The sequence below is a fragment of the Oceanihabitans sp. IOP_32 genome (genome assembly GCF_009498295.1).
Classification (GTDB): Bacteria; Bacteroidota; Bacteroidia; order Flavobacteriales; family Flavobacteriaceae; genus Wocania; species Wocania indica.
In genome coordinates this window covers 2,100,072-2,112,903 of the sequence record NZ_CP040813.1, presented here as the reverse complement: position 1 = coordinate 2,112,903, position 12,832 = coordinate 2,100,072, and the positions used below count along the sequence as shown (strand labels likewise).

Genomic DNA, 12,832 nt, shown 5'->3' with positions numbered 1-12,832 from the left:
ATGGCAATAGTAGTAAATATGCCGCGTTTAAGCGACACCATGGAAGAAGGTACAGTTGCGGCTTGGTTAAAAAAAGTTGGCGATAAAGTAGAAGAAGGTGATATTTTAGCCGAAATTGAAACAGATAAAGCCACTATGGAATTCGAATCCTTTAACGAAGGCACACTGCTGCACATAGGTGTTCAAGAAGGCGAAACAACCAAGGTAGATGCCCTTTTAGCTATTATTGGCGACGAAGGTGAAGATATATCAGAGTTAATAAAGACAACTGGTAACGCTTCCGCGGAAACGCAAAAAAATGAGGAATCCAAATCAACTCCAGATAATCCTGAAGCTGAGACAGATACGCAAAACTCAGCAGAGACCTCAAATTTACCAGAGGGTGTTACACTAGTTACCATGCCACGTTTAAGCGATACCATGGAAGAAGGTACCGTAGCCACTTGGCTAAAAAAAGTTGGTGACACGGTTGAAGAAGGTGATATTTTAGCTGAAATCGAAACCGATAAGGCAACCATGGAATTTGAATCGTTCCAATCGGGAACCCTACTAGAAATAGGACTGCAAGAAGGCGAATCTGCTAAAGTAGATGCATTATTAGCCATTATAGGCCCAGCAGGAACAGACGTATCTGGTATTGCTAAAAATTTCACAGCAGCTACTCAAGCCACTAAAACTGAAGAAACTCCAAAACCACAAAAATTGGAAACTGCAAAGCCAGACACTCAAACCGCGCCGAGAACAGCAGAAAAAACAGAAAAATCAGTTACGACCTCAACTGCGCAAACAAACGGAAGAATATTTGCTTCACCTCTAGCTAAAAAAATAGCTAAAGAAAAAGGCATAAACCTATCTCAAGTAAGAGGTACTGGTGAAAACGGAAGAATCGTTAAAAGTGATGTTGAAAACTTTACTCCAGCAGCAACATCTACCGCAACGGTTGGTAAATTTGTACCTACTGGTCAAGAAGATTTCGAAGACATTTCGAATTCGCAAATGCGTAAAGCTATTGCAAAGGCCTTAACCAATTCTAAATACTCAGCGCCACATTACTATTTAAGTGTGGAGTTCGACATGGACAATGCTATAGCTTTCCGTGAGCAATTTAACTCCATTCCAGATACAAAAATATCTTATAACGATATTATTGTTAAGGCTTGTGCTTTAGCCCTAAAACAACATCCGCAGGTAAACTCGCAATGGTTCCCAGATAAAATGCGCTTAAACAACCATGTACATATTGGCGTTGCTGTTGCTGTACCAGATGGCTTAGTCGTACCTGTTGTAAGATTTGCAAACGAACAGAGCCTGCAACAAATAAATGCCAAAGTTAAAGAACTTGCTGGCAAAGCGAGAAATAAAAAATTAACACCCCAAGAAATGGAAGGCAGTACGTTTACCGTTTCTAATTTAGGCATGTTTGGCATAGACACCTTCACCTCCATTATTAACCAACCAAACTCTGCAATTCTCTCTGTTGGAAATATTGTGGAAAAACCAGTGGTTAAAAACGGACAAATAGTTGTGGGCAATACGATGAAATTATCTTTGGCATGCGATCACAGAACGGTTGATGGGGCAACCGGCGCACAGTTCCTACAAACTTTAAAAGGATATATAGAAAACCCTGTAACCTTATTAGTTTAATATTGAAATAAAAAGTATTCCATATTATAAAACCTGTTTCTAGTTAAATGAAGCAGGTTTTTTTTATCTTTAATTTTTTAAACTTTTAAAATGAAAAAACTACTAAGTATTTTAAGCGTTGTCGTTCTTTTAAGCTGTGGGGCAAACGAAAAAACCAGCGAGCATAATCAAAGCAACACTGCGACTCATGCGATATTAGAAAAAAACATCAAGGAAAATTTAGAATATTTAACCTCAGATGAATTAGAAGGTCGTTCTACAGGCAGCAAAGGCATTGAAAAAGCAGCTGTTTTTCTAGAGGAATACTTCAAAAAAAACTCGATTAAACCGTATTTTGAAACCTACAGAGATAGTTTTAATATCAAGGAACAAGATATTATGGGCTATAATATTATAGGTTATGTTGAAGGTAACGACCCCAAATTAAAAAACGAATTTGTTATTCTCGGGGCCCATTACGATCATATTGGCTATGGAAAAAAAATAAATGGCGACAGCATCGCTAATGGTGCAAACGACGATGCCTCTGGCACGGTAGCCATTTTAGAATGGGCCAATCATTTTAACACGAGTAAAACAAATAAACGAAGTATACTTTTTACCCTGTTTTCTGCTGAAGAAATCGGTTTAAAAGGCTCCAGTCATTTGGCTGAACGGCTAAAAGCAGAAAACCTTAATTTATACACCATGATTAATTTAGAAATGGTGGGAGTTCCCAGAGCAAAGGAAAACATTATGGCTTATATTACAGGTTACGAAAAATCGAACATGGCCAAAAAACTAAATACTTACGCCGAAAAAGAAATTATTGGATTCCTTCCAAAAGCAGAAGAGTTTCGACTTTTCATGAGATCGGATAACTATCCGTTTTACAAGCTTTTTAATACTCCAGCACATGCCATCTCTACCTTCGATTTCACTAATTTTGAGTACTACCACCATGTAGACGACGAGGCCGACAAAATGGATTTTAAACACCTTACCAACTTTATTAATGCCATGACTCCTGCCCTAGAAGGTATGGTAAATGCTCCAACACAAGAAATAAAATTAAACCATGAGTAACATAATAATTACGGGAACCAGTAGAGGTATTGGTTTTGAATTAGTAAAACTATTTGCGCAAGCTGGCCATAACGTCTTGGCACTTTCACGAAACGATAAACCAATTAAAGATTTACAATTGGAGAATGTTGTTCCTATGGCTTTTGATTTATCGGATCCTGAAGCCTTTGTTAAAGCCGAAACGTTTGTAAAAGAAAATTGGAAGCAGGTAGATATACTCATTAACAATGCAGGCGTACTTATCAATAAACCTTTTGCCAAAACCACCATATTAGACTTCGAGCAAGTTTACAGAACCAACGTTTTTGGAGTTGCAGAATTAACGCGACTTATCCTTCCATTTATGCCCACTAAAAGCCATGTAGTTACTATTAGCTCTATGGGTGGAGTTCAAGGTAGCATGAAGTTTCCAGGGCTGGCAGCTTATAGCTCTAGTAAAGCAGCTGTGATCACTTTAACCGAATTGTTAGCCGAAGAATACAAAGCACAAGACATTGCGTTTAATGTGCTAGCCTTAGGTGCTGTGCAAACCGAAATGCTGGAGGAAGCCTTCCCTGGTCTTAAAGCATCGACTAGCGCTTTAGAAATGGCTGAGTATATTTTCGATTTCGCTTTAAACGGAAACAAATATTATAACGGTAAAATGCTACAAGTTTCTAATTCGACCCCTTAAAAACTAAGCCTCGGTATTAAAAAACACCTTATAATAATGCATTTTTTTCTCGTCGTCGTAGCCACGTTCTAAATATTCTGCCGAGGCATCAGGAGCATCAATATCCAGTTTTATCTGTATGTTGGTATCTAATTTAATATCGCTTTTAATTTTGCGTTTTTCTTTGGTTACGACTTTTTCGGCAACGTCAAACTGGTTTCGAATAAGGATATTTTGTTCGTCTTCATATTCTTTTTTGTAGTCTTCAAACTCTCGTATTTGCTTTTCGTCTTCAAACAGTTCTTCTTTAAACACTTCAATATTTACAACTTCATTTTCCTTGAAAAAATCGATCGTTTTTGCTAAAAATGTGTTTTGCTCTTGAGCACCATAGCTCGTTTTAAGAATCTCGGAAGAGAACTCTTTACAAAGCCCTAAGTATTGTTGCGTATGGTTGTTGGCATCATCGGCGTACTTAATATTTAAAAATTGATTGGTCCAGTACTGCGCATCATAACCATTATTATCAACACTCAGAATAATTTTACCCTCGGTGTCACTTTGGTTTAAAATTAAACAGCCCTTATCAATTTTTTTAGAACTAATTCCCTTTTGTACCAAGACATCGTAACTGTTATTTTCTAAATAGGTTTGAAAAAAATTCACCTTATTTTCAATTTTAAAAATCCCGATGGCATTGGTTGTCTTCTCGCCGTATTCAATGCCTTCAAACATCACAATTAATACATCGCCTGTTTTAATTTGAGCCGATGTTGATTGTTCGTATAAATGCGTTACAATATGTTTTGAAACTTCAATAAACGCATCGTCTTCATTAAAAATTTGCGTGGCGTAACTATTAATTTCATTTAAAGCAATATCGGCATGATGATTAAATCGATAACTCTGCACTACGCTCCCAAAGGGTCTTAATAAAAAAGGAAGCATTAAATCGTAGCTGGGCTCATCGAAATCTACTGTTTTGTCTGAAAATGCATTTTTTGTATCGTTAAATTTGTTGCCAACTTTATGGATAATAAACTTCGAAATTGAAGCATTTTTTCTTGAAATCATATTTAGAGTTTTAAGACCAATTAAATTTTTAAAATATCGTTTTATTAATTTGAGTTATTTTTTGTTCTCATGAGATAGAAGTCGCAGATTCACGAACTCGTTATTTAATATAATATGGGCGAAAAAGAACTGCGAAGCACATCATGAACACCTATTTATAAAATAGAAAAATGTGAGCAAACGAATGATAAGCGCCATGAGATTGTTAATTTGGTACAAGACTGCAATACTAACCATTTAAAACCAAAAATCACTAATCTTGAACCCCAAAACACAGCACTCGACATGCTTACCACCTGCTTAAAATTATTGATGGATTGACTTTCTAGTTCCGAATTTAATTCATTTTATACAAAATTATGGTATTATCATCGCCAGTTGTAACAAATTCAAGATTTCGATCTTTATCGATATTACCCAAGTCTATTTGAGCGCTTCCATAAACCGGAAAATTTGGAATGGATTTCGCCTGACTGTCAAAAAGGTATATTTTTTGAGCTTGAACATCGGTTACCGATACATATATTTTATCGTTTAAATAAAAAATTATGGGTCTTGAATATGTTCCAAATTCTAGCTCGACGGGCCTACCCTTTATTGTTAAAATATTATCACTAAGTGTAACTAAAGTTTTACTGGTAGTGTAGACATGGTGCTTATCTGAAAGGTTTAAATTTGTAATCGCTGTATTTCCTTTTGTATCTATTGTGATTAAATTGCCAGCACTCGTGGTTGTGGTAAACTTATTGTTGTATAAATAAACGGCTTCCTCTGAAAATTTGCTTGAGGTTTTAGGGACTATTCTAGTATGGCCTCTGCGGTCTAAAATATAAAGTTTATCTTCGGTTTTAAAGGTTAAATAGTCTTTGCCACCCATTCTAAAATGTTTAGGCTGACAAAAAATAGTATTATTAGCAGATTTAAAGGTAAAGCCACTTACAATTTTACCGCCAACATCATACATAAAAAGCTTTTTATCCTGAGTTACAAGCAATCTGTAATTTTTATTATTCTCGTAATCGAAAACAGATAATGGCTGTGTAATCGGGTCTGCAAATCGCTTAGGAAAAGGAGAAACATCTTTACCATTTCTATCTATTACGTAAACCCGTTTTGGAGTCGCAAATGCAAGTTGAAGCTTGCCATTTCTATAGATATCTATTTGCTCGATATCTCCTAAAACAGGGCCTTGTAATTCTTTCTTCCAGAGTATTTTTCCTTTACTAGAAATTAAATACAAGTTATTATTAACATCTTGAACTACAATTTCCTTTCCTCTAGTTACATGGTTCGTAACAAACTGCGGGTTGTTTAATAATGCGGCTTCCAATTTGATATTAAACGTTTCGGTAATTGAGTTTTGAACACCTTTTATTTTCGCCTTTTTAATAACCCCATTAACGTGTGCAAAGTTAGTGTCGTAAATAAACTGTATGGCAGACAGTTTATATTCATCCAACGCCATGGCAGAATTACTCGCCATATTATCTTGTAAAACCTTTTTTAAAATAGACGGCTTGGCAAGTAAGAGCAACGAAGACTCGTCGCTTAAATTTTCTTTTAAGGTTTTAAAATAAGCGCGTTCACCTAGTGTGGTTTTATTTTGATAATTAGCAATAATGTTTTGAAGCAGCTCCATACTGTTGGCAAACACCACATAATTATCTATTAAACAGTATTTTGTTGCCTTATTAAATGTAACTAAGGGATAAAATGAATCTGAAAATAAAGTAGGTTTACTAAAGTTAAAAATTTGTACTTGCCGGTAGGTTCCCAGAGTATTAAGTTCGCTTAACAAGGCTTCTTTGGTGGCCAAAATATCGATAGCATTTAAAACTACAGCGCGTTTATCGCCATGATAGATAACCCCAATTTCTGCTAGGTTATCAAAAAGCGTTGTAGCAGGAATTGAATCTTTTTTGTTGAATTTTAACAAATTCGTTCTAAAAACATGAATGTCATTAAAGGTGAAACTTAATAAGCCATCACTGTTTGAGGGCGTTATCTTTTGAATTTGATTTTCTTGGGGAATATTACCTTTAAAAATATTAATTAAACTTTTTGATGAATCGCTAGCCTTTGTAATCCCGTTAATTAAAATTTCATCTTGACTAATATCGGTATCTACAGCAAAATGATTAGAGAAGCTTTTAAACCTTAAAGCATCTTCAATAAAAAAGGACTTAACAAACGCGCTATCGGTTTTCATAATTACAGATAACGACTTATTTTTATTCGTGGTTTTATAAAACTTCTCGAATGTTTGGTTGTAAGAATTTGAAAAAGCGGCATTGACCAACTGTTGGGAGGATGAGGCAAAAAAAATACTATCTACTACTGTACTATAAAACGTGTTATTATTTAGGTTTGATTTTGTGATGGTCTTGTTTTTGTAAGCTAAACGCTCCTCGGTATAATTAGATAACGAATCTGTTTTAAACAAGTTTTTATGATGTTTCGTTATTATTGAATACGATAAACTATCGTTTTTATTTTTAGTAAAACAAATTAACAATTCGCCTTCTGGCTCCAAAAGGGCTAAAGACTCTAATTGCTGTTCTAGATTAATGTAGTTTGTGGTTTTGGATAATTTTTGAATAAGATCGCTATTTTGAATATCGCTTTTTAAGCCCTCAATATTTCCCGTTTTTAAAACTGCGATAGTGTGCTGCGGTATAAAATGAATTAACTGACTTCGCTTTGTTTTATTATTAGAACAACTTAAAAAGGTTAATAGCAGGGCAAAACAAAAATATCTCATGAATATAATAATTTTTAAATTCTAGAAGTTTTGTACAATATTCGAGTAAAACAAATTAACACAAACCTACATATTTTTAGCCTTAAAAAACAGGGTTTAAACACCGAATTGTAAAAAGCAAACTTATATTTCTAATTTTAATTGTTCAGGAATCAATTTAAACGACTTTCTGTGGTATTTGGTTATCCCGTATTTTTTAATAGCTTCTCGATGCTGTTTAGTGGGATAGCCCTTATTTTGTTTCCAGTTATACATTGGGAATTCCTCATGTATTTTATTCATATATAGGTCGCGATAGGTTTTTGCTAAAACTGAAGCCGCAGCAATACTCAAATATTTAGTATCCCCTTTAACAATCGTTTTAAAATTAATACCCTTATAAGGTTTAAATTTGTTACCATCTACTATAATAAACTCAGGCATTGCTTTTAAATTATCTATAGATTTGTGCATGGCCAAAATAGAGGCGTTAAGAATATTGATGGTGTCGATTTCTTCTTCAAAAACGTGGGCTACCCCATAAGTTAAAGCACCAGATTCTATTACTGGTTTTAAAAATACACGGTTTTTCTCACTTAGTTGTTTAGAATCATTTAAAACCGTATTGGTAAACTCTTGAGGCAAAATCACAGCAGCAGCTGTTACTGGGCCCGCGAGACAACCCCGGCCAGCCTCGTCTGTGCCGCACTCCAAAGGCTTATTCGAATAATTATGTAGCAACATGATATTATAAATATTTTCAAATTTATAAATTTTATACCTAATTAAACTGGAGCTTAGACCAATAGTTTTTGCGGGGTTCGGGTGAACTTTAATGTTGACCTCACTAAAAACTGTTTTAGTGATAGTTGATTAAAATCAATATTCTAAATCGTTTTATAAAAAAACCGTCTTAATATATAATATCAAGACGGTTTACATTAGTTAGTAAAAACTATGACTCTTAATAGCCTTTATTCTGAATCATATTAGAATTGGCATCCATTTCAGATCTTGGAATTGCCCAAGACAGTCTGTGGTCTCCATATGGAATTGTAGTCAAAATATTTTGTTGAGCTGATGTTTTTTCAATATCACTTCCAGTTCTTAATAAATCATCATAATAAAAACCTTCAAACATAAGCTCTTTTCTTCGTTCTAATAAAATATTCTCTTTACTAGCAACAGCATATAAAGTTGCCCCACGCTCTGCCGGTATTTTATTTAACTGAGTTAAAGCATCCCCTCCGGTTTCGAACAAGGCTTCTGCGTAGTTAAGAATAAGCTCTTCATATCTTAAAATAGCAACGTTATCATAACCTTGATTATCAGGATATTTACCAAGATTTCTTAACATGGATCCTTCATAACCTAAAATACCTCCCAGACCTCTAACATCGGTTGGCTCAAAAAGATTAAGTACATCATCAATAACTTGGATATCACCGTAGCTACTTCCTCTATAGATGTAAGCTAAACTATTAGAGCCTTGATTGTCGGCCTCACTAAACTCAAGTTCAAAAATAATATTGTTCCCACCATCTGAGGCAAAAGAATTCACAAAATCAGCACTTGGTACAATTGCAAAACTAGTATTGTTTATTACGTCTTCAGCAGTCGTAATAACTCTAGGCCAATCACCAAAGTAAGTAGCTACCCGCGCCTCTAAAGCTTTGGCAGCATATTTACTAAAGAAATTTTTCTCACCAGTATCTTCCAACAAATTAAAAGCACTATTTAAATCTTCATAAATTTTAGTTTTCACCTCTTCAACGGTATTTCTTGGAGGAAACAAATCTTCTTGAGAAGAATCACTTGTGCGGTATGTTGTTACATAAGGAATACCTCCTGGTGTTGTTCCACCAGTAACGTGTTGTTGTCCGAACTGCTTTAGCAAATCAAAATGAGCAAGTGCGCGTAATGCATAAGCTTGGCCTTGTAAATGCTTGCCAAAGTCTTGATCGCCTTCTAATTGTGTTAAATCAGTGTTTATAACCAAGTTAGCGCTAGAGATTACTCTGTAAGCATCATCCCAAAAGTAAGTGTTTGTAGGAGAATAATTAAAACCTGCTTCCGTAATAAATCTACCCGAGTTACCATTAGAAAAAACATTGTTTGTTCTTACTTCATTACTCACAATAAGATCTCGACCATAATAACCAGACCCCGTCATTCTACTGTAAGCACCTTTTATAAGAGCGTATAAATTATCAACTTTACTTATACTAACTCTTGGATCCTTATTTTGTTCTAGTGCTGGATCTAAATCGTCAGTGTTACAACCGATTGATAAAGATGCAATCATTAAAACAATTAAAATGTTTATTTTTTTCATTTTTTCTTAAAATTTTAAGTTAATACCAAAAACGATAGACTTTGTTGGTGGTGTAGTTAATGTAGTTTGTCCTCTAGTTCCACCATCATTCCCATCGGTATCTATACTCTCAGGGTCATATTTTAAATTATCATCTTTAACCCAAGTTAAAAGGTTAGTTCCTCTAACAAATAATCTTAAACCATCAATCTTAGCAGCTTTGGTAAATTTATCATTAAAATCGTAACCTATTGTAGCATTCTTTAAACGGAAATAATCTCCTTCGTGTAAAAATTTAGAACTCGTTTGAAAAGCTCTTCCTGTGTATTCGAATTTCCCGTTTCGAGCAATATCACCAGGTTTTTGCCATCTGTCTAAAAGAGTATTATAACCTTGATACAACGCAGTAGGATACAAATCTGTACCTTGAGTATATCTCGCCCATGATTCATATACTGAGTGTCCACCCGCATAATAACCACTAGCATCTAAAAAGAACCCTTTATAATCGACATGGAAATTAATTCCGGCTGTTAATGTAGGTAGTACACTTCCTCCTTGAAATACACGTTCTGCCTCACTATAGTTTGCTGTTTTAGCACCGTCAACACCATTTACAAACCACTCCTCATTACCAGTGTCAGGATTTACACCAGCCCAAGTAGGCATGTAGTATTCATATACTTTATGGCCTGTTTGAACTCTATCATAAGATGAAGTAATATTAATTTCTTCCCCATTTAAATCTTTAGCTAATTCTAATACTTCGTTCTCATTGGTAGCTAAATTACCACCTATCGACATTGAGAAATCTTGACCTCTTAATACTTCAAAATTTAATTCTACCTCAAAACCTTTGTTTTCCATTCTACCAATATTCCTAGTTTGGTCAAAGAAGCCACTAGTAAGGGATAATGGCACATCCAAAAGTAAATCTTTAGATTCTCTTTCATAGTATGCAAACGAACCAGTGATTCTGTTTTTTAAGAAACCAAAATCCATCCCCATATCTAAAGTATAAGAAGTTTCCCAAGAAAGTTCCTCGTTACCAAATTGGTTAGGGTATGATGCTCCTTCGCCATTATAATTGGAATCAAAACCTAATAACGGCTGGTAGCTGTTTAAATCTATGTTTGCATTTCCTGTAACCCCGTAAGAAGCTCTTAACTTTAAATTATTAATAAAGTCTGCATTCTGCATAAAGTTCTCTTTATGTAAGTTCCATGCAGCCCCAACAGACCAGAAATTACCCCATCTATTGCTAGCAGCAAATCTAGAACTTCCTTCTCTTCTATAAGTAGCATTTAAAACGTACTTACTGTTATAAGCACTATAGTTTATCATTCCTAAATAAGACGCAATAGACCAATCTAAATACGTAGATTCTGTACCATCTGTTTTATTACCAGCAGAACTTAAATTTGTTAAACCTACATCACTAAAATTATCGGCTTCACCAGCAAGAAAATAATTTCTATTTTTTTGCCACTCTTGTAAAGCTGTAACATTAAAGTTGTGATCTTCGCCTATATTAAAGCTATAATCCAATGAGTTTTGGAACACATAAGTAGTATAGCTCCTATGTGATTGATAGCCATAACCATTTGACGAATCACCATCCCCCCTCACAGGGTTGCGGTAACGTTTAAAGTTGGCTACAACATAATCTATACTTCCGGTTGTCGTGAACACGAGATTTTCAATAGGAGTTTCCCAAGATAAAGAATTATTTGACATGATTCTAGTAGTCCTATTATCATCAATATCTTCTTGAGCTATCCATAAAGGATTTGGTAATTTAGTACCTAAATTTAGAGTGCCGTCGTCATTATAAGCTTGTTCTGTAGCAGGCATAAAATACTTTACAGCTCTAGGAGAAGAGAAATAAGCACTTGTCTCTAACAAACCATCTTGATATGAGTGTGAACCAGAATTAATCGAAGAGAATTTTACTTTATCAGAAAAATCTTTTGAAAAATTTAAGGCACCAGAAACTCTATCAAATTCTGAACCTATTACTGTGGCATCTTGACTAAAATAGCCTAATGAAGCATAAAAGTTATAAGTCTCTTCACCTCCTGTAGCAGATAGGTTATACTCCTGAATTGGTGCATTTCTGTTAGTAATTAAATCGGCCCAATTTGTTTCTGGACTACCTGCATCTCTCCAAGCTTGATATGATCTACCGTAAGACGTATTTGCTCTAGCCCATACTCCAGCCTCTTCATAATCAGCAAAGCCTTGAGCCGTTCCAAAGGTATTAAAAACACCTTCGTAAAAAAGCTGTTCTCTTTCTGCTCCTGTTAAAACTGTTGGTCCATCAATGGCATCATTAGTAAAACCAAAATAGCTATTAAAGTTAAACTGTGTTTTTCCAGACTTCCCTTCTTTGGTGGTAATTACTATTACACCATTAGCCCCTCTAGCACCGTAAGCCGCCGTTGCAGATGCATCCTTTAAAACAGTAACACTTTCAATATTATTACTATTTAAAGATGAAAGAGCCGACAATTTTGAACCTGAATCGAGTACGCCTAAGTTTGGGTTTGTCATTGGAACACCATCAATTACATATAATGGCTCATTACCAGCTGTAATAGAACTGATTCCTCTAATTCTGATATCCGATGTAGAACCGGGTGTTCCAGAGTCTCCTGTTAAAGATAAACCGGCAACTTTACCTTGAAGCACCTGATCCACAGAAGCAACAGGAGTTTGCTGAAGAGCCTCTTGGTCAATTTGAACAGTAGAACCTGTAACGTCTGCTCTCTTTTTTGTAGCATACCCCATCACAACCACTTCTTCTAATGCAGCTGTATCTTCTAGCATAGTCACGTTAATATTGTTTGACGCACCCACCATAACCTCTTGAGTAGTATATCCTACAAAGCTAAACACCAAGGTAGCCCCTTGATTCGCTTTAATAGTGTAGTTACCATCAAAATCTGATGATGTACCTGTTGTGGTGCCTTTAACTAAGACAGTTGTTCCAGGTAAAGGCATTCCCGATTCGTCGGAAATGACACCTGAAATTGTCTTTTCTTGTGCAAACGTTAGTTGCACAACAAACGCTAATAATAGCGTTAGAATTCCACTAAACTTTGTTTTCATGTTTTTTATTTTTGATTAATCTTCCCGCGAAATTCATAAAAAAAAGTTAATAAACAAAATATTATCACTAAGAAAAATATCAATTTTACAATTTGTTTTAATTTCCCTCAATTTAAAAAAAATAAAATGATTGCAAAAAACGCAAACTCCATAAAATACAAATCATTTCAGACCCCAAACTTTTAATAAATTTAATAAAGAAATTAATCAAATTAGATTTAAAATTAAT

Annotated in this window: 8 protein-coding genes; 3 read left to right on the top strand and 5 right to left on the bottom strand. The window is 34.9% G+C overall.

The window, feature by feature from the left end:
• The 3 genes from FEZ18_RS08825 to FEZ18_RS08815 all read left to right on the top strand — a co-directional run bounded on the left by FEZ18_RS08825 (position 1) and on the right by FEZ18_RS08815 (position 3,385).
• Complete coding sequence (locus FEZ18_RS08825; protein ID WP_153267968.1) at positions 1-1,647, top strand: pyruvate dehydrogenase complex dihydrolipoamide acetyltransferase; 1,647 nt, start codon at positions 1-3, stop codon at positions 1,645-1,647.
• A 90-nt stretch (positions 1,648-1,737) separates the two neighbouring features.
• Positions 1,738-2,712, top strand: a complete 975-nt coding sequence (locus FEZ18_RS08820) for a M28 family metallopeptidase (protein WP_153267967.1) — start codon at positions 1,738-1,740, stop codon at positions 2,710-2,712.
• Positions 2,705-3,385, top strand: coding sequence for an SDR family NAD(P)-dependent oxidoreductase (locus tag FEZ18_RS08815; RefSeq protein ID WP_153267966.1), 681 nt, complete (start codon positions 2,705-2,707; stop codon positions 3,383-3,385). The genes FEZ18_RS08820 and FEZ18_RS08815 overlap by 8 nt, the downstream gene beginning before the upstream one ends.
• A 3-nt stretch (positions 3,386-3,388) precedes the next feature.
• On the opposite strand, the gene FEZ18_RS08810 is transcribed toward FEZ18_RS08815, so the two are convergent.
• The 5 genes from FEZ18_RS08810 to FEZ18_RS08790 form a co-directional block, all read right to left on the bottom strand.
• Positions 3,389-4,438: a nucleoid-associated protein gene (locus FEZ18_RS08810; protein ID WP_153267965.1), complete on the bottom strand. Its 1,050-nt coding sequence runs from the start codon at positions 4,436-4,438 to the stop codon at positions 3,389-3,391.
• Positions 4,439-4,775: 337 nt separating this feature from the next.
• Positions 4,776-7,199, bottom strand: a complete 2,424-nt coding sequence (locus FEZ18_RS08805; RefSeq protein WP_153267964.1) for a ribonuclease HII — start codon at positions 7,197-7,199, stop codon at positions 4,776-4,778.
• Between the two features lie 123 nt (positions 7,200-7,322).
• Entirely contained in the window at positions 7,323-7,922 is a 600-nt protein-coding gene (locus FEZ18_RS08800) for a ribonuclease HII (protein WP_153267963.1), read from the bottom strand.
• A gap of 220 nt (positions 7,923-8,142) precedes the next feature.
• Positions 8,143-9,483, bottom strand: coding sequence for a RagB/SusD family nutrient uptake outer membrane protein (locus FEZ18_RS08795; RefSeq protein WP_228122694.1), 1,341 nt, complete (start codon positions 9,481-9,483; stop codon positions 8,143-8,145).
• A 36-nt stretch (positions 9,484-9,519) separates the two neighbouring features.
• Complete coding sequence (locus tag FEZ18_RS08790; RefSeq protein ID WP_153267961.1) at positions 9,520-12,603, bottom strand: SusC/RagA family TonB-linked outer membrane protein; 3,084 nt, start codon at positions 12,601-12,603, stop codon at positions 9,520-9,522.
• Between the last annotated feature and the right edge of the window lie 229 nt (positions 12,604-12,832).